The organism is Halomonas sp. G15 (assembly GCF_021282295.1).
GTDB lineage: Bacteria > Pseudomonadota > Gammaproteobacteria > Pseudomonadales > Halomonadaceae > Halomonas > Halomonas alimentaria.
The window spans coordinates 254364-270115 of the sequence record NZ_JAJSPA010000001.1 but is presented as its reverse complement, the minus strand read 5'-3'; the positions used below and the strand labels follow the sequence as shown (position 1 = coordinate 270115).

The 15752-nt window shown below is 67.5% G+C and carries 21 protein-coding genes; 9 read left to right on the top strand and 12 right to left on the bottom strand.

The features are described 5' to 3' along the window. Positions 1 to 10 precede the first annotated feature (10 nt). The gene (yjgA, locus tag LWH48_RS01340) at positions 11 to 547 is read right to left on the bottom strand and encodes a ribosome biogenesis factor YjgA (protein ID WP_232910990.1); all 537 of its coding nucleotides are present in this window, start codon (positions 545 to 547) and stop codon (positions 11 to 13) included. Between the two features lie 112 nt (positions 548 to 659). Between yjgA and pmbA the strand changes: the two genes are divergently transcribed. After that, complete coding sequence (gene pmbA / locus LWH48_RS01335) at positions 660 to 2000, top strand: metalloprotease PmbA (RefSeq protein ID WP_232910989.1); 1341 nt, start codon at positions 660 to 662, stop codon at positions 1998 to 2000. On the opposite strand, the gene LWH48_RS01330 is transcribed toward pmbA, so the two are convergent. The 11 genes from LWH48_RS01330 to LWH48_RS01280 form a co-directional block, all read right to left on the bottom strand. Then, positions 1997 to 2266, bottom strand: a complete 270-nt coding sequence (locus LWH48_RS01330) for an HPr family phosphocarrier protein (protein ID WP_232910988.1) — start codon at positions 2264 to 2266, stop codon at positions 1997 to 1999. The two genes, pmbA and LWH48_RS01330, sit on opposite strands and share 4 nt — an antisense overlap. Before the next feature lie 2 nt (positions 2267 to 2268). Further along, the gene (rapZ, locus tag LWH48_RS01325) at positions 2269 to 3174 is read right to left on the bottom strand and encodes an RNase adapter RapZ (RefSeq protein ID WP_232910987.1); all 906 of its coding nucleotides are present in this window, start codon (positions 3172 to 3174) and stop codon (positions 2269 to 2271) included. Between the two features lie 34 nt (positions 3175 to 3208). Then, entirely contained in the window at positions 3209 to 3676 is a 468-nt protein-coding gene (ptsN, locus tag LWH48_RS01320; protein WP_232910986.1) for a PTS IIA-like nitrogen regulatory protein PtsN, read from the bottom strand. A 7-nt stretch (positions 3677 to 3683) separates the two neighbouring features. Further along, positions 3684 to 3992 carry a ribosome hibernation-promoting factor, HPF/YfiA family gene (hpf, locus tag LWH48_RS01315; RefSeq protein WP_232910985.1) on the bottom strand — a complete coding sequence of 103 codons (309 nt, stop codon included), beginning with the start codon at positions 3990 to 3992 and terminating at the stop codon, positions 3684 to 3686. A 190-nt stretch (positions 3993 to 4182) separates the two neighbouring features. After that, positions 4183 to 5595 (bottom strand): RNA polymerase factor sigma-54, encoded by a 1413-nt coding sequence (locus LWH48_RS01310; RefSeq protein WP_232910984.1) that lies wholly within the window; start codon positions 5593 to 5595, stop codon positions 4183 to 4185. A 144-nt stretch (positions 5596 to 5739) separates the two neighbouring features. Beyond that, positions 5740 to 6465, bottom strand: coding sequence for an LPS export ABC transporter ATP-binding protein (gene lptB, locus LWH48_RS01305; protein ID WP_161432404.1), 726 nt, complete (start codon positions 6463 to 6465; stop codon positions 5740 to 5742). Positions 6466 to 6472: 7 nt separating this feature from the next. Continuing rightward, complete coding sequence (gene lptA, locus LWH48_RS01300; RefSeq protein ID WP_232910983.1) at positions 6473 to 7003, bottom strand: lipopolysaccharide transport periplasmic protein LptA; 531 nt, start codon at positions 7001 to 7003, stop codon at positions 6473 to 6475. Beyond that, positions 7000 to 7584, bottom strand: a complete 585-nt coding sequence (gene lptC / locus LWH48_RS01295; RefSeq protein WP_232910982.1) for an LPS export ABC transporter periplasmic protein LptC — start codon at positions 7582 to 7584, stop codon at positions 7000 to 7002. Before lptC ends, lptA begins: the two co-directional genes overlap by 4 nt. Positions 7585 to 7588: 4 nt before the next feature. Then, on the bottom strand, positions 7589 to 8146 hold the full coding sequence (locus tag LWH48_RS01290) for a KdsC family phosphatase (protein ID WP_232910981.1): 558 nt from the start codon (positions 8144 to 8146) through the stop codon (positions 7589 to 7591). Positions 8147 to 8167: 21 nt separating this feature from the next. After that, the gene (locus tag LWH48_RS01285) at positions 8168 to 9157 is read right to left on the bottom strand and encodes a KpsF/GutQ family sugar-phosphate isomerase (protein ID WP_161432400.1); all 990 of its coding nucleotides are present in this window, start codon (positions 9155 to 9157) and stop codon (positions 8168 to 8170) included. A gap of 32 nt (positions 9158 to 9189) precedes the next feature. Next, on the bottom strand, positions 9190 to 10146 hold the full coding sequence (locus LWH48_RS01280; protein ID WP_232910980.1) for a calcium/sodium antiporter: 957 nt from the start codon (positions 10144 to 10146) through the stop codon (positions 9190 to 9192). A gap of 152 nt (positions 10147 to 10298) precedes the next feature. Here LWH48_RS01280 and LWH48_RS01275 point away from each other — a divergent pair, with 152 nt between their 5' ends. The 8 genes from LWH48_RS01275 (at position 10299) to hisG (ending at position 15747) form a co-directional block, all read left to right on the top strand. Then, on the top strand, positions 10299 to 11111 hold the full coding sequence (locus tag LWH48_RS01275) for an ABC transporter ATP-binding protein (protein ID WP_232910979.1): 813 nt from the start codon (positions 10299 to 10301) through the stop codon (positions 11109 to 11111). Continuing rightward, positions 11108 to 11890: a lipid asymmetry maintenance ABC transporter permease subunit MlaE gene (mlaE, locus tag LWH48_RS01270; protein ID WP_161432397.1), complete on the top strand. Its 783-nt coding sequence runs from the start codon at positions 11108 to 11110 to the stop codon at positions 11888 to 11890. The genes LWH48_RS01275 and mlaE overlap by 4 nt, the downstream gene beginning before the upstream one ends. A gap of 35 nt (positions 11891 to 11925) precedes the next feature. Then, positions 11926 to 12390 carry an outer membrane lipid asymmetry maintenance protein MlaD gene (gene mlaD, locus LWH48_RS01265; RefSeq protein WP_161432396.1) on the top strand — a complete coding sequence of 155 codons (465 nt, stop codon included), beginning with the start codon at positions 11926 to 11928 and terminating at the stop codon, positions 12388 to 12390. Between the two features lie 44 nt (positions 12391 to 12434). Further along, positions 12435 to 13073 (top strand): MlaC/ttg2D family ABC transporter substrate-binding protein, encoded by a 639-nt coding sequence (locus LWH48_RS01260; RefSeq protein WP_232910978.1) that lies wholly within the window; start codon positions 12435 to 12437, stop codon positions 13071 to 13073. Continuing rightward, positions 13070 to 13405, top strand: coding sequence for an STAS domain-containing protein (locus tag LWH48_RS01255; protein ID WP_232910977.1), 336 nt, complete (start codon positions 13070 to 13072; stop codon positions 13403 to 13405). Before LWH48_RS01260 ends, LWH48_RS01255 begins: the two co-directional genes overlap by 4 nt. 131 nt (positions 13406 to 13536) lie before the next feature. Further along, entirely contained in the window at positions 13537 to 13791 is a 255-nt protein-coding gene (locus tag LWH48_RS01250; RefSeq protein ID WP_232910976.1) for a BolA family protein, read from the top strand. 14 nt (positions 13792 to 13805) lie between these two features. Further along, positions 13806 to 15068, top strand: coding sequence for a UDP-N-acetylglucosamine 1-carboxyvinyltransferase (murA, locus tag LWH48_RS01245; protein WP_232910975.1), 1263 nt, complete (start codon positions 13806 to 13808; stop codon positions 15066 to 15068). Between the two features lie 25 nt (positions 15069 to 15093). Continuing rightward, positions 15094 to 15747: an ATP phosphoribosyltransferase gene (hisG, locus tag LWH48_RS01240; protein ID WP_232910974.1), complete on the top strand. Its 654-nt coding sequence runs from the start codon at positions 15094 to 15096 to the stop codon at positions 15745 to 15747. Positions 15748 to 15752 lie beyond the last annotated feature (5 nt).

The following is a 15752-nucleotide window of genomic DNA, read 5'->3' as shown; positions in this document are numbered from 1 at the left end:
GGGAAGAGGTCTAGAGTCCTGCGGTATCGCGGATCAGCTTGAACAGCTTGCGGGCGCTGGCCGGGGGCTTGCCCTTCTCGCGCTCTCGCTGGGCGTTGCGGATCAGCTGGCGCAGTGCCTGGCGGTCGGCGTCGGGGTAGTCGGCCACGAAGGCTTCCACCGCGGCGTCGCCCTCGTCGACGAGGCGGTCACGCCACTTCTCGAGGCGATGGAAGGCGTGGTCACGGCGCATCGACTCCTGCTCGATCTCGTCGTGGACGGCACGGATCGCCTCGAGGTCCTCGCGGCGCATCAGCTTGCCGATGTACTGCATATGCCGGCGTCGGCCCTCGTGGGAGCGGATGCGCGTGGTCTCTTCCACCGCGGCGAGCATGTCGTCGGAGAGTGGAAAGCGTGCCCGCTCGCCGGGTGTCATGGCGATGATCTGTTCGCCCAGCGTCTGCAGCGCCTGCATCTCGCGCTTGAGCTGGGACTTGCTGGGGCGTTCGTCGTTGTCCGGCTGCTGAAGGATCTGATCGAGCAGCTCGCGGGGAGATTCCTGGGACATGCCGCTTCCATCGGTTGGGGGCTGGTTGTCCCGACAGTATACCAGCCCGCTACACCGGGCTGAGAATGAACATCACAGGCGTGGCCTCCGGGTCCGCCGAAGGAGGAAAGAGATGACTCAGGCTTTCGATGCCGCCGCCCAGCAGATCCAGCTGGAGAGCCGTTCCCGACAGGCCTTGGAGCTGGCCCGCAAGCTCGGCGCCGATGCCTGCGAGGTGGGCGCCAGCGTCGACCAGGGCGTCGGCGTCAGCGTGCGCGAAGGGGAAGTGGAGACCGTCGAGCTCTCTCGTGACCAGGGCATCGCGGTGACCGTCTATCTCGGGCAGCGCAAGGGCAGCGCCTCCTCCACCGACGCCGGAGAGGCCTCCATCCACGCCGTGGTCGAGAAGGCTATCGCCATCGCCCGCTACACCGGTGAGGATCCCGCCGCCGGCCTCGCCGACGCCGAGCTGATGGCCACCCATCTGCCGGATCTCGACGTGCACCACCCCTGGCCGCTGACCACCGAGGAGGCGATCGACCTGGCGCTGGCCTGCGAGGCCGCCGGTCGCGGCAAGGCGGGAATCAAGAGCTCCGACGGGGCCTCGCTCTCCAGCGGCGAGGGGGTGCGGGTCTATGCCAACAGTCACGGTTTCCTGGGCAGCCAGTGCGGCAGCCGCCACTCCCTCTCCTGCATGCTGATCGCCGAGGACGCCGCCGGCATGCAGCGCGACTACGACTTCACCAGCGCCCGGAACCCCCGCGACCTGCTGGCTCCCGAGCGCGTCGGCGAGAGCGCCGCCGAGCACACCCTGCGGCGCCTGGGCGCCCGCCGGCCGGCCACCGGGCGCATGCCAGTACTCTTAGACCCCAATCTGGCCGCGGGCCTGGTCGGCTCGTTGATGGGCGCCATCGCCGGCGGAGCGCTGTTCCGCCAGTCCTCCTTCCTCTGCGACCGCCTCGGCGATGAGCTCTTCCCCGAGTGGTTCAGCCTGCAGGAGAAGCCCATGGAGATCGGCGCCATGGCCAGCTCGCCCTTCGACAACGACGGCGTGCAGACCCGCGACAATGTGTTCATCGAGAACGGGCGCCTGGCCAGCTACATGCTCTCGGCCTACAGTGCCCGCCGCCTCGGCATGCAGACCACCGCCAACGCCGGTGGCGCCCGCAACCTGCGCATCGCGGCGCCGCTGGCCTCACGCGACGAGTTGCTCGCCCGCATGGGGCGCGGCGTACTGGTCACCGAGCTGATGGGGCAGGGCGTCAATGCTGTCACCGGCGACTACTCGCGCGGCGCGGCAGGCTTCTGGGTTGAGAACGGCAAGATCCAGTACCCGGTGGAGGAGTTCACCATCGCCGGTAACCTGGAGGCGATGTTCCGCGGACTGGCCGGCGTGGGCAGCGATATCGACACCCGCGGAAGCATCCATACCGGCAGCTGGCTGATCGACGAGATGACCGTGGCCGGCAGCTAGTCATCCTCGTCGAAGCGGGCCTCGAACAGCGCCTGCACGGCGTCGAGGGCCGCCTCGGCATCCTCCCCCTCGGCGCTGACGGTGAGTTCGGTGCCGCAGGGGGCGGCGAGCATCAGCAGCGACATGATGTTGTCCGCCTCGCCCTGCATGGCGCCATTGGCCACGCAGATACGTGCGTCGAAGGGCTGGCAGCACTGCACCAGCCGGGTGGCGGCGCGGGCGTGGAGCCCACGCTTGTTGGTCAGGGTCAGCTTGCGTTGCAGCACGCTCAACTTCCTTGATGAGGTGTGGCGTCGGGGCCGGGCAGGGTGTTCTGGGTGCCCAGCTCACGGTGGCGCAGGCGTACATGGGTCTGGCTCTGCGCCAGCTGCATCGCCAGCCGCTCGGCGATATAGACCGAGCGATGCTGCCCGCCGGTGCAGCCGATGGCCACGGTCAGGTAGCTGCGATGGCTGGCCTCGTAGCTGGGTAGCCAGCGGGTCAGCCAGGCGTGGATATCCTCGAGCATCGCCTGGACCAGGGGATAGCCCTCGAGGAAGGCGATGATCTCGGGGTCCTGGCCGGTGAACGGCCTCAGGCGCGGGTCCCAGTAGGGATTGGGCAGGCAGCGGGCATCGAACACCAGATCGGCGTCGAGGGGCACGCCGCGCTTGAAGCCGAAGGATTCCACGGTCAGGGTCAGCTGCTCGGGGCGATGCCGGGCCACCTGGTCGGCGATGCGACCGCGCAGCTCGTGCACCGACAGCCGTGAGGTGTCGATCACCAGGTCGGCCAGGTCACGGATCTCGGCCAGCGCCTGCTCCTCGGAGTCGATCGCCTCGGCCAGCGTCATCTCGCTTCCGCGGGTGAGGGGGTGGCGGCGCCGGGTGGCAGAGTAGCGTTCGATCAGGATGCGTGCGTCGGTGGTGAGGTAGATCACCTGGCAGTCGATGCCGCGGTCACGCACCTCCTCGAGCAGGCTGGGAAAGCGCTTCAGGGCCTGGGGCAGGTTGCGGGCGTCGATACTGACGGCAATCGAGGAGCGAGGGGACTCGGGGTTGCCCAGCTCGTCGATCAGCGAGCCCAGCAGCATGGCTGGCAGGTTGTCGATGGCGTAGTAGCCGAGATCCTCCAGGGCCTGCAGGGCGATCGACTTGCCCGAGCCGGAACGGCCGCTGATGATCACGAGCTGCATGGGGATCTCCTGGTCGTCCTGGCCGAGCGGGTGCTCAGCCCTGTCGTCGGATGGCCTCGATCAGGCCCTCGTGGAGTTCTCGCTGACTGGCGCTACGGCGCAGGCGAGTTCGGGTGTCGACGTCGTTCATGATGCCGGCCACCTGGGCCAGCAGGGTCAGGTGGGCGGCATCGGCCTCCTCGGGCACCAGCAGCACGAACACCAGGTCGACGGGCTCGCCGTCGATGGCATCGAAATCCACCGGCTCGGCCAGCTTCAGGAAGCCGGCGATGGGGGCCTTGCAGTGGGGGCTTCTGGCATGCGGGATGGCCACGCCATTGCCGATCCCTGTACTGCCTAAGCGTTCGCGGGCGATCAGCCGCGCGAACACCTCCTGGCTGTCGAGGCTGGGAGTATTCTGGGCAATGAAGGTGCTGAAGAACTCCAGCACCCGCTTCTTGCTCCCCCCGGGCACATCGAAGAGGGTGCGCTCGGGGGGCAGGATGGTTTCGAGAGACGACATCGTGGACTCAGCGAACGCCGGCGCCCTGGGCGCGGGCCTGAGCCTTTTCCTTGTGCTTGACCAGTTGGCGGTCCAGCTTGTCGGCCAGGGCATCGATGGCGGCGTACATGTCGTTTTCCTGAGCCTCGGCGTGCAGATCGGCACCGGCGGCGTGCAGGGTGCAGGCAGCAGACTGGCGCTCCTTCTCCACCGACAGGGTCACCTGCACGTTGGTGATATTGTCGTAGTGGCGCTCCACGCGCGTCAGTTTCTCGCTGACATAGTCACGCAGGGCATCGGTCAGTTCCACATGATGGCCGGTGATGTTGACTTGCATGACACGCTCCTTGCTCGTTGGTTGTGTTTCGATTGTAACCCTTTTTCCTGCCTTGCATACCCCCGTGCCGACGCCCTGGATGTCGGTCATGACGCGGGTCATGCCAGCCGCTTGCGTTCGCTGGAGGAGGGGATGCCCATGGCCTCGCGGGTAAGCTTTGGAGAGTGCCACGGTGCGGCGCCGCGCGGGGTTATGCCAGCCGCTTGCGTTCGCTGGATGAGGGGATGCCCATGGCCTCGCGGTACTTGGCCACGGTCCTGCGCGCCACCTGGATCCCGGCTTCGTCGAGCAGGCTGACCAGCTTGCTGTCGGAGAGCGGCTTGCGTGGCGGTTCCGCCTGGATCAGCTTGCGGATGTGTGCGCGGATGGCGGTGCTGGAGTGGGCGTCGCCATCGCCCTCGCCGCGGACCTGGCTGGAGAAGAAGTACTTGAGTTCGAATACTCCCCGCGGCGTGTGGATGAACTTCTGGGTGGTGACCCGCGAGATGGTGGATTCGTGCATCTCCACCGCCTGGGCGATATCGGCCAGGATGAGTGGCTTCATCGCCTCTTCGCCGCGCTCGAGGAAGTCGAGCTGGCGGGCCAGGATCTCACGGCCCACTCGCAGGAGGGTGTCGTTGCGGCTGGACAGGCTCTTCATCAGCCAGCGCGCCTCCTGGAGGTGCTCCTTGAGGAACTGGTTGTCGTCACTCCTGACGGCGCGGCGCACCAGGGCGGCGTAATCGGGTTGAATGCGCAGCCTTGGCAGTGCCTCGGGGTTGAGTTCGACGTGCCAGCCACGCCGGTCGTGGAAGGCGACGAGGTCGGGGATCACATAGTCGTCGGTCACGCTGGCAAAGGCACTGCCGGGTCGTGGGTCCAGTCCTCGAACCAGGTTGATGGTGGCGTCGAGCGTGGCATCGTCCACCCCCAGACGCCGTTTGAGCAGGCGTCGGTCGCCGCTGGCCAGGGCCTCCAGGAACTGGCGTACCAGGCGCCGCGCCTGGGGCAGCAGCGGTGTGTCGTCGGGGAAGGCGGCGAGCTGCAGCTGCAGGCATTCGCGCAGGTCGCGTGCGAAGATGCCGGTGGGTTCGAACTGCTGCAGGCGCAGCAGCACCCGCTCCATCTCCGGGCTGCGCAGGTCGGCAAGGCCCTGCTGCTTCAGGCCGTCACGGATCTCGTCGAGGGGGGCGGCCAGGTAGCCGGCATCGTCCACGGCATCGATCAGGCTCTCGGCGATCTGTCGTGCCCGGGGATCGAGGTCGCTCATCGCCAGCTGCCAGGCGAGGTGGCTCTGGAGGCTCTGGCCCTGGGCCTGGCGCTCGAAATCGGGCCCCTCACCGCCGGCGGGCGCGCCCAGGTCCTGGTAGGTGTCGGACCAGTCGCTGTCGGTGACGAGCTGTTCGGGAATCTCGTTTGCCCAGTCGTCTTCCGCGGGCTCCTGAGTGGCCTGCTCGCCGAACCCGTCGTCGAGCTCCAGCAACGGGTTGTTCTCCATCGCCTGCTGGATCTCCTGGCGCAGGTCCAGGGTGGAGAGCTGCAGCAGGGCGATGGCCTGCTGCAGCTGGGGTGTCATGGTCAGCTGGGTGCCGACCCGCAACTGCAGGGATGCCTTCATGGCCATGGCAGGCGTCCTCCTGGCGTGTCGGAAAGCCTTACCCTAGCGCCTGGCCTCGCAGGGCGCAACAATCCTATAAGCAATAATCATGCCATTGATGGATTGCCCGCCGGAATATGAATATAGTGAGGCGCTTGTTCCGGCCGGTGATCACAGGCGGAAGTCTTCACCGAGGTAGACCTCGCGCACCCTCTGGTTGGCGAGGATCGATTCGGCGTCGCCCTCGGCGATGATCTTGCCGTCGCCGACGATATAGGCGCTGTCGCAGATGTCGAGGGTGTCGCGGACGTTGTGGTCGGTGATCAACACGCCGATGCCGCGGGCCTTGAGCTGGCGGATGATGCCCTTGATCTCGCCCACCGAGATCGGGTCGACCCCGGCGAAGGGCTCGTCGAGCAGGATGAAAGCGGGTTCCGTCGCCAGCGCCCTGGCGATCTCCACCCGGCGCCGCTCGCCGCCGGAAAGGCTCATGCCCGGGTTGTCGCGAATATGCGTGACATGGAACTCCTCGAGCAGCTGTTCCAGGCGTGCGCGACGCCCCTCCCGGTCGAGATCCTTGCGGGTCTCGAGGATGGCCATGATGTTGTCGGCCACCGACAGCTTGCGGAAGATCGAGGCCTCCTGGGGCAGGTAACCGATCCCAGCCCGGGCTCGCTCATGCATGGCGGCCCGGGAGAGATCCAGGTCATCGATGGCCACCGAGCCCGCATCGGCACGCACCAGTCCCACGATCATGTAGAAAGAGGTGGTCTTGCCGGCGCCGTTGGGCCCCAGCAGTCCGACGATGCTGCCCTGGGGGATAGACAGGCCGATGTCCTGCACCACGCGGCGGCGCTTGTAGCTCTTTGCGAGATGGCGTGCGTGTAGGGTCTTCATGGCATCCTTACTGCTGTTCCGGCTGGAGCGTCATGCGGATTCGCTGGCTGCCTTCGACGCCTTCGGCATCGGCGCGGGCCTGCACCACGCGGCGGTCGAGGAAGTACTCCAGGTAGCCGCCTTCGAAGGTGTCGCCGCCCTGGTGGAGCTCGGCGCGATCGATCAGCTCCACGCGGCGTTCGGCCACGTGGTAGATGACGGTGCGGCCCCAGCCCTTGACCACCGGCTCGGCGGGATCGGGCTGCTGTTCGAGGTAGGCCCGTTCGCCGGTGGCAGTCGCCAGGGAGAGCTCGCCGGCCGCGTTGCGGCGGATCTCCACCCGGTTGCCGGTCAGGCGCATGCTGCCCTGGCGGATATCCACGTTGCCGGTGTAGACGGCGGTGCCGGCGCGGTCGTCGAGGTCGAGGCGGTCCGCCTCGACCAGGATGGGGGCATTGGCATCCTGATTCTGGGACTGGTTCTGTGCCTGGCTGGCGGGGGCGATAGCCAGCGTCAGCAGCAGTGCACAGGCCAGTGTGGAGAGCGGATGGCGCGTCATGACGAGGACTCCTCGGCTGTCTCGGGCGGATGGTGGCCGCGCACATTGTCGGTCAGGCGCGCCCGGTTGTCATGAAGCCAGGCGTCGAAACGCTCGCCGCTCATGCGCTGGGGGGGCTGGCGCAGCGTGGCCGGGGTGGTGCTCCAGGCATGCCCGGTGTCGGCATCGTAGTGCAGCGTCTCGGTCTCGAGCTCCCAGCGCTCGGCGGGGGCGCGCAGGCGGGCGTCGCCGTCGAGCAGCAGCGGGTTGTCTCCCGGCCCCAGCTCGCCGCGCTCGGCCTCGGCCAGCCATAGCCGACCCTCGCGGTCGTGGAGCCGGGCAAGCGGAGTCTCCAGGCGGGTCACGTCATCTAGCGGGGTATGCACCAGCCGCGGCGTGGTCACCCGCTGGTGGGGCTGGCCCTCGCTGTCGAAGCGGGTGAGGCGCGCGTTCTCGAGGTAGAAGTCGGGTTCGCCCGCGGCATCGCGCGGTACCTGACCGGTGGGGCTGGGGTCGCGCAGGTCGAGCAGCGCCAGGCCTCCGCCCAGCGCCAGCAGCAGCAGGGTCAGCCAGGTGCGAAAGCCCGGGCGCGGCAGGGCCATGATCTCAGCCGGCCCCGTGGAGGTAGGTGTCGATCACCGCGTCCCAGTGGCCCTGGGCGCGCAGCAGGGTGTCGGCGATCTCGCGGGCCGCGCCCTGGCCGCCGCTGCGTTCGGTGACCCAGTCCGCGTGCTTCTGGATATAGCTCGGTGCATTGGGGACGCTGATGCCCACGCCGGCACGGCGGATGGCGCCCACATCGGGCATGTCGTCCCCGCAGTAGGCGACCTGGTCGAACTCCAGGCCCAGGCGCGCGATTAGCTCACGCAGGACCGGCAGCTTCTTCTCCACACCCTGGAAGACATGCTGGATGCCCAGGGCAGCGGCGCGGCGACTCACGGTGGGGGATTCGCGGCCGGTGATCAGCGCGACCTGAATGCCGGCACGCTTGAGCAGCTTGAGGCCGTGACCGTCCTGGACATTGAAGGCCTTGATCTCGATGCCGTCGGCCTGGAAGTAGAGCTGGCCGTCGGTGAGCACGCCGTCGACATCAAGCGCGAGCAGGCGGATGCGGCGCAGGCGGTCGGTCAGCAGCGGATCCTGCAGGGGGGAGGTATGGGTCATGGGGACTCCGTGTCGTTGAGGTCAGATCACGCCACTGGCGAGCAGGTCGTGCATATGCAGGGCGCCCACGGGGCGGCCCTCGTCATCGACCACGGCCAGGGCGGAGATGCGGTGGTCTTCCATCAGGCTTACCGCCTCGGCGGCCAGGGTCTCCGGGGAGACGCGCTTGCCGGGGCAGGTCATCACCTCATCCACGGTCAGCCCGGTGAGGTCACTGTGCTGGTCCAGGGTACGGCGCAGGTCGCCATCGGTATAGACCCCGGCGAGGCGGCCGTCGGGGGCCACCACGCAGGTGAAGCCCAGCCCCTGGCGGGTGATCTCCAGCAGGGCGTCACGCAGCGGACTGCCCAGTGCCACCCGGGGCAGCCTGTCACCCGAGTGCATCAGGTCACCGACGCGCAGCAGCAGCCGCTTGCCGAGGCTGCCGCCGGGGTGGGAAAGGGCGAAGTCCTCGGCGGTGAAGCCGCGCGACTCCAGCAGCGCCACGGCCAGGGCATCCCCCATGGCCAGAGCGGCGGTGGTGGAGGCGGTCGGGGCGAGGTCGAGAGGACAGGCCTCGCGTTCGACACCGACATCGAGATGCGCCTCGGCGTGGCGGGCCAGGCTCGAGGCCGGGCGGCCGGTCATGCTGATCAGCGGCACCTTCATGCGCTTGAGCAGCGGCAGCAGGGCGGTTACCTCGGCGGTCTCGCCCGAGTTGGAGAGGGCCAGCACCACGTCACCAGGCGTGATCATGCCGAGGTCGCCGTGGCTGGCCTCGCCGGGATGCACGAAGAAGGCCGGCGTGCCGGTGCTGGCCAGGGTGGCGGCGATCTTGCCGGCGATATGGCCCGACTTGCCCATGCCGGTGACCACCACCCGGCCGTGGCAGGCCAGGATCAGTTCGCAGGCGCTGTCGAAGGCGTCATCGAGGCGCGCCACCAGGGCGCCCACGGCCTGCTGCTCGAGGCGAAGGGTGCGTTTGGCGCTGTCACGGAGGGCCGAACCGGCCGAGGGGGTATCGGATGTCATGGCGACGATTGTTGCCTGTTCGAGGGGTTCACTCAAGAGCCGCCGCCCAGACTGGTCGTGCCGAGCCAGATCAGGTAGCCGAAATAGCTGGCCGCCAGTGCCGCGCCGGGGAGGCGGCCCAGATGGTTGCGGCGGTGCCACAGCAGCAGGGCGCCGAGTACCAGGGTCAGCACCAGCAGCAGCGGATAGTCACGCTCGCCGGCGGCGGGGTCGGTCGGGCCCGGCGCAAGCAGGCCGGGTACCGGCAGTACCGCCAGCAGGTTGAAGAGGTTGGAGCCGATGATATTGCCGATGGCCAGGTCGTGGTGACGCTTGAGGGCGCTGGCCACGCAGGCCACCAGTTCGGGCAGGCTGGTACCGATGGCGACAATGGTCAGGCCGATGACCAGCTCGCTGACCCCCATGCTGCGGGCCAGTTCGCTGGCCCCCCACACCAGGCCCCGGGAGCCGGCGACCATCACTGCGAGGGTCACCACCAGCCACAGCAGTGCACGCGCCAGCGTCATCTCGGGTATCTCGCCTGCCACTTCCTCCTTGGCGTCCGGGGTATCGGCACGGAACAGCCACCACAGGCTGAACACCAGCAGGGCGATGAGCAGCGCGGCATCCATTCGCCCCAGGTGACCGTTGGCCAGGGCGTAGCCGGCCAGTCCGGTGGCGCCGAGCAGCAGCGGCAGCTCGCGGCGCACGATGGAGAAGCGAACCGGGATCGGCACCACCAGCGCGGTGATGCCCAGCACCAGCCCGATATTGGCGATGTTGGAGCCCAGGGCGTTGCCGGTGGCCAGGTCGGGAATGCCGTCCAGGGACGCCATCAGCGAGACCACGATCTCGGGCGCCGAGGTGCCCAGGGCGACGATGGTCATGCCCACCAGCATCGTGCTCATGCCGGCGCGGCGGGCGGTGGCGGCCGCCGCGCCGACGAAGTGGTCGGCGCTCCACAGCAGGGCCACGAGGCCTGCGGCGACGGCGATCAGGGGAAGCAGCATGGCAAGCGTCTCGTTCGTTCGGCCAATGTCGGAAGGGCGCCATTAAACGTGCTGACCAGCAGTGGTGCAAGCCGGGTAGACGGCATCGGGCTGGCACCCGGCAGGGCAGTTAGGATACGATGTTCGATAATTTTACTGGGATGGCTGAGCCGATGAGTGACACTCCCTTCGTGGCGGTGGAGGGGCTGCATTTCGCGCGTGGCGACAAGGAGATCTTCCGCGGCGTCGACATGCTGATCCAGCGAGGCGGCATCACCGCCATCATGGGCCCCAGCGGCAGTGGCAAGACCACCCTGCTCAGGCTGATCGGCGGCCAGCTCATGCCCGACGCCGGCCGGGTGCTGATCGAGGGTCAGGACGTGCATCGCCAGTCGCGCAAGGCGCTGTTTTCCATGCGCCAGCGCATGGGCATGCTGTTCCAGAGCGGGGCGCTGTTCTCGGACCTCAGCGTGTTCGAGAATGTGGCCTTCCCGCTGCGGGTGCATACCGATCTGCCGGGTACCATGGTCCGCGACCTGGTGCTGATGAAGCTCGAGGCGGTGGGGCTGCGCGGAGCCCGGGAGCTGATGCCCGCGGAACTTTCCGGGGGCATGGCGCGCCGGGTGGCCCTGGCCCGGGCCATCGCCCTGGATCCCGAGCTGATCCTCTATGACGAGCCGTTCGTCGGCCAGGACCCGATCTCCATGGGCGTGCTGGTGCAGCTGATCAAGCGCCTCAACCAGGCGCTGGGGCTGACCTCCATCGTGGTCTCCCATGATATCAAGGAGACCCTGACCATCGCCGACTACGTCTACGTGGTCGCCGATGGCCAGGTGATGGCCCATGGCACGCCCAAGAGCCTCGACGTGGACCAGGATCCCCGGGTCAGCCAGTTCGTCCACGGCGAGCCGGATGGGCCGGTGCCTTTCCACTACCCGGCGGTGGACTTCATCAGCGACATGCTCAGCCCGGGAGGTCCACGATGATCCAGCGAATCCGGCGCCTCGGGCGCCGCGGCTGCGACCTGCTCGAGGCCTTTGGCCGCGCCGGCATCTTCCTGGTCCAGTCCGCCGTGGGGCTGCCGAGTCGTGAGGGCCTCTACCTCTGGGTGCGCCAGATGCATTTCGTGGGCGTGCTGTCGCTGGCCATCGTGCTCGTCTCGGGGCTCTTTATCGGCATGGTGCTGTCGCTGCAGGGCTATACCATCCTGGTCGATTTCGGTGCCGAGGATGCGCTGGGTCAGATGGTGGCGCTATCTCTGCTGCGTGAGCTTGCCCCGGTGGTGGCGGCACTGCTGTTCGCCGGGCGCGCCGGCTCGGCACTGACCGCCGAGATCGGCCTGATGAAGGCCACCGAGCAGTTGACCAGCATGGAGATGATCGGCGTCGACCCGCTGCGCCGGGTGGTGGCGCCACGCCTGTGGGCGGGCTTCGTGGCCCTTCCGCTGCTTACCGTGGGCTTCGGTGTGGTGGGCATCTACGGTGGCTACCTGGTCGGGGTCGACTGGCTGGGCGTCTTCGAGGGCTCCTACTGGTCCAACATGCAGGCCAGCGTCGACTTCATCGACGACGTGGGCAACGGCATCATCAAGAGCCTGGTGTTTGCCGTGGTGGTGACCTGGATCGCGGTTTTCCAGGGCTATGACCTGGTGCCCACCTCGGAGGGCATCTCGCGGGCCACCACCCGTACCGTGGTCTATTCCTCGCTGGCCGTGCTCGGCCTCGATTTCGTGCTGACCGCCGTGATGTTCGGCGGCCTCGCCTGAGCGGCGAACGATCGCCCTGATGTGTGGAGATACTGATGAAGCGCAGCAAAACCATGGAGCTGGGGGTGGGGCTTTTCATGCTCGCCGGCATCCTCGGCCTGGTGTTTCTCGGCCTGCGGGTCAGCGGCATGACCCTGCAGACCCCCGGCGATACCTTCCGCCTGGAGGCCAATTTCGCCAATATAGGCGGCCTCAAGCCCCGCGCACGGGTCACCATGGCCGGGGTCACGGTGGGACGCGTGGCGGCCATCGAGCTCGATACCGACTGGTACGATGCCCGTGTAGTGCTCGAGCTCGATGATGACTTGCAGGGACAGCTCTCCCGTGACACCACCGCGGCGATCCTGACCTCGGGCCTGCTCGGCGAGCAGTACGTGGGGCTTTCCGTGGGTGGCGATCCCGAGACCCTGGCCGACGGCGATACCATCCGCGATACCCAGTCGGCCCTGGTGCTTGAAGAACTCATCCAGCAGTTCGTGTCAAACATGGTCAGCGACTAGCCGCTGACCGATTTTTCATCGACCCCGACATGGAGACGTTGATCATGATCCGTTATCCCCTGGCCCTGGCAACGTTGCTGCTGAGCCTGCTGTTCAGCCTGGCCGTGCAGGCCGCCCCCGAGCGCACCCCCGACCAGGTGATCCGCCACAGCGTCGAGACGCTGACCGGCCAGATCGAGGGCCGGCGCGACCACTTCGCCAACAACATGGATGAGCTCGAGGCGCTGGTCGACGACAGCCTCGATGAGATCGCCGACTTCCGCTACATCGGCGCCAGCGTGATGGGGCGCTATTTCGCCAACGCCACGCCGCAGCAGCGTTCGCGCTTCGTCGAGACCTTCCGCCAGACCCTGATCGATACCTACGCCAAGGGACTGGTGACCTTCGACTATCGCGACCTGCGTGTGCTCGATACCCAGCGGGCCCAGCGCCACGAGGACCAGGCCAGCGTGGACATGGAAGTGGTGGCCGAGGATGGTACCGTCTACCCGGTCAGCTACTCCCTGCGCCTCTCCGGTGGCGAATGGCGAGTGGTCAACGTGATTGTCAACGGCATCAACCTGGGGCTGACCTTCCGCAACCAGTTCGATCAGGCGATGCGTGACAACGCTCGCGATTACGACGCCGTGATCGACGGCTGGTCGCCGGAGGTGGGTGTCGAGGAGCTGGAGCAGGGCGCGTGAGCGACCTGCTGGCGCGCGATGGCCTGAGGCTGGAGGCCGGTGATGCTGGTCTGGTGGTGCGCGGCGAAGTGGGCTTTGAGCATGCCGCCGAGCTCGCCGAGGCGGGCAGTCGCTGGCTCGCGCAGCGCCACTCGGGCGAGACGGTGAGCTTCGACCTGCGTGGTGTCGCCGGCGTCAGCAGTGCGGCCCTCTCCGTGCTGCTGGAGTGGGCCCGTGCGGCGAGCCGTGCCGGGCTCGCCCTGGAGCGGGTACAGCTGTCGGCGCCCCTCTGGCGTCTCACCGACCTGGCCGGCCTCGAGCGCCTGCTGCCGCTGGAGGCGGCGGGCGAGTAGCCGGGGCAATCGCCAAGCGCGATGCTTTTCATTACCATGGGTCATCCCTATTGCCTGTCGACGACGAGGTGGCTGTCGTCGACGGACCCGTTTCAGCTCTTTCATTTCAGTACTACAAGGAGTGCCTCACCATGCAACCCAGTGACGTCAAGGGGCTGCTCGAGTCGCGTATCGACGGCTGCGATTTCCATATCCAGGGCGAGGGCTGCAATTTCCAGGTGGTGGCCGTGGGCGAGCTCTTCGAAGGTCTGTCGCCGGTCAAACGCCAGCAGCTGATCTATGGCGCGCTCTCCGACGAGATCGCCTCCGGCGCGCTGCATGCGGTGAGCATCAAGACCTATACCCCGGCGCAGTGGCAAGACGCGCCGGAGAATTCCCGCGCCTGAGACCTCGACCCTCCATGGACAAGTTGATCATTACCGGCAACGGGCCGGTCGATGGCGAGGTGTGGGTCAGCGGTGCCAAGAACGCCGCCCTGCCCATCCTTTGCGCCACCCTTCTGGCCGACGAGCCGGTGACCATCGGCAACCTGCCGCACCTGCAGGACATCACCACCACCCTGGAGCTGCTCGGCCATCTGGGGGTGGAGCCGGTGATGGGCGAGAAGATGACCATCCAGCTCGATGGTTCCCAGGTGAAGCACTGCGATGCGCCCTATGAGCTGGTCAAGAAGATGCGTGCCTCGATCCTGGTGCTGGGCCCGCTGGTGGCTCACTTCGGCCACGCCGATGTCTCCCTGCCAGGGGGGTGCGCCATCGGTTCGCGTCCGGTGGACCTGCACCTGCGTGGCCTCGAGGCCATGGGGGCAGAGATTCGCGTCGAGGCCGGCTATATCCGTGCCCGGGTGGAGGGGCGGCTGAAGGGAGTCACCATCTTCTTCGATACCGTGACGGTGACCGGTACCGAGAACCTGCTGATGGCGGCCGTGCTGGCGGAGGGCACCACGGTGCTCGAGAACGCCGCCCGGGAGCCTGAGGTGGTCGACCTGGCCGAGTTGCTGATCAAGATGGGGGCCAACATCCGCGGCCACGGTACCGATACCATCACCATCGAGGGGGTGGAGCGCCTGCACGGTGCCTACCATGACGTGATGCCCGACCGCATCGAGACCGGCACCTTTCTGGTCGCCGCTGCACTGTCACGCGGACGCGTCCGGGTGCGGCGCACCCGCGCCGATATCCTCGAGGCGGTGCTGGCCAAGCTCGAGGAGGCCGGCGCGGAGATCACCATCGGCGATGACTGGATCGAGCTGGACATGCACGGCAGGCGCCCGCGGCCGGTCAATATTCGTACCGCGCCCTATCCGGCCTTTCCCACCGACATGCAGGCCCAGTTCGTGGCCATGAACGCGGTGGCCGACGGCACCTCGCGGGTAGTCGAAACCATCTTCGAGAACCGCTTCATGCACGTCCAGGAGCTCAATCGCATGGGGGCGAAGATCGCTCTGGAGGGTAACACCGCTGTGATCGAAGGAGTCGAGCAGCTCTCCGGTGCCCCGGTGATGGCGACCGACCTGCGCGCCTCGGCGTCGCTGGTGATCGCGGCGATGATGGCCGAGGGGGAGACGCTGGTCGACCGTATCTACCATATCGATCGCGGCTACGAATGCATCGAGGAGAAGCTGCAGCTGCTCGGCGCGCGCATCCGTCGCGTACCGGGCTAGCCTGCACCCTGACCAAGGCGAGAGCATGAGCAAACAACTGATCGTGGCCCTCTCCAAGGGCCGTATCCTGGACGAGACCCTGCCGCTGCTGGCCGACGCTGGCGTCGAGCCGGCGGAAGACCTGGGCAGCAGCCGCAAGCTGCTGTTCGATACCAACCTGCCCGACGTCAAGCTGGTGGTGATCCGCGCCACCGACGTGCCGACCTATGTGCAGCTGGGCGCCGCCGATCTGGGGGTGGCCGGCAAGGACGTGCTCCTCGAGCACGGCGCGGCGGGGCTCTACGAGCCGCTGGACCTGGAGATCGCTCGCTGCCGGCTGATGACCGCCGGCATCACCGGCGCCGAGCCGGCCCGTGCGCGTCGCCGGGTGGCCACCAAGTTCGTCAACGTCGCCCGGCGCTGGTATGCCGAGCAGGGTATCCAGGCCGAGGTGATCAAGCTCTACGGCGCCATGGAACTGGCGCCGTTGATGAACCTGGCCGACGAGATCGTCGATATCGTCGATACCGGCAATACCCTGCGCGCCAACGGCATGGAGCCCCGCGAGCTGATCGCGCCGATCTCCACCCGCCTGGTGGTCAACAAGGCGGCGATGACCATGAAGCATGCGCGTATCAAGCCGCTGCTCGAGCGCCTCGAGCAGGCGGTGACCGCACGTCGCGAGGGCGTCGCTGGCTGAGATGC

What these genes read in the sequence shown, in the direction of transcription:
- yjgA (WP_232910990.1), bottom strand. Translation starts at nt 547, where the DNA reads ATGTCCCAGGAATCTCCCCGCGAGCTGCTCGATCAGATCCTTCAGCAG.
- pmbA (WP_232910989.1), top strand. Translation starts at nt 660, where the DNA reads ATGACTCAGGCTTTCGATGCCGCCGCCCAGCAGATCCAGCTGGAGAGC.
- rapZ (WP_232910987.1), bottom strand. Translation starts at nt 3,174, where the DNA reads ATGCAGCTCGTGATCATCAGCGGCCGTTCCGGCTCGGGCAAGTCGATC.
- ptsN (WP_232910986.1), bottom strand. Translation starts at nt 3,676, where the DNA reads ATGTCGTCTCTCGAAACCATCCTGCCCCCCGAGCGCACCCTCTTCGAT.
- hpf (WP_232910985.1), bottom strand. Translation starts at nt 3,992, where the DNA reads ATGCAAGTCAACATCACCGGCCATCATGTGGAACTGACCGATGCCCTG.
- LWH48_RS01310 (WP_232910984.1), bottom strand. Translation starts at nt 5,595, where the DNA reads ATGGCCATGAAGGCATCCCTGCAGTTGCGGGTCGGCACCCAGCTGACC.
- lptB (WP_161432404.1), bottom strand. Translation starts at nt 6,465, where the DNA reads ATGAAGACCCTACACGCACGCCATCTCGCAAAGAGCTACAAGCGCCGC.
- lptA (WP_232910983.1), bottom strand. Translation starts at nt 7,003, where the DNA reads ATGACGCGCCATCCGCTCTCCACACTGGCCTGTGCACTGCTGCTGACG.
- lptC (WP_232910982.1), bottom strand. Translation starts at nt 7,584, where the DNA reads ATGGCCCTGCCGCGCCCGGGCTTTCGCACCTGGCTGACCCTGCTGCTG.
- LWH48_RS01290 (WP_232910981.1), bottom strand. Translation starts at nt 8,146, where the DNA reads ATGACCCATACCTCCCCCCTGCAGGATCCGCTGCTGACCGACCGCCTG.
- LWH48_RS01285 (WP_161432400.1), bottom strand. Translation starts at nt 9,157, where the DNA reads ATGACATCCGATACCCCCTCGGCCGGTTCGGCCCTCCGTGACAGCGCC.
- LWH48_RS01280 (WP_232910980.1), bottom strand. Translation starts at nt 10,146, where the DNA reads ATGCTGCTTCCCCTGATCGCCGTCGCCGCAGGCCTCGTGGCCCTGCTG.
- LWH48_RS01275 (WP_232910979.1), top strand. Translation starts at nt 10,299, where the DNA reads ATGAGTGACACTCCCTTCGTGGCGGTGGAGGGGCTGCATTTCGCGCGT.
- mlaE (WP_161432397.1), top strand. Translation starts at nt 11,108, where the DNA reads ATGATCCAGCGAATCCGGCGCCTCGGGCGCCGCGGCTGCGACCTGCTC.
- mlaD (WP_161432396.1), top strand. Translation starts at nt 11,926, where the DNA reads ATGAAGCGCAGCAAAACCATGGAGCTGGGGGTGGGGCTTTTCATGCTC.
- LWH48_RS01260 (WP_232910978.1), top strand. Translation starts at nt 12,435, where the DNA reads ATGATCCGTTATCCCCTGGCCCTGGCAACGTTGCTGCTGAGCCTGCTG.
- LWH48_RS01250 (WP_232910976.1), top strand. Translation starts at nt 13,537, where the DNA reads ATGCAACCCAGTGACGTCAAGGGGCTGCTCGAGTCGCGTATCGACGGC.
- murA (WP_232910975.1), top strand. Translation starts at nt 13,806, where the DNA reads ATGGACAAGTTGATCATTACCGGCAACGGGCCGGTCGATGGCGAGGTG.
- hisG (WP_232910974.1), top strand. Translation starts at nt 15,094, where the DNA reads ATGAGCAAACAACTGATCGTGGCCCTCTCCAAGGGCCGTATCCTGGAC.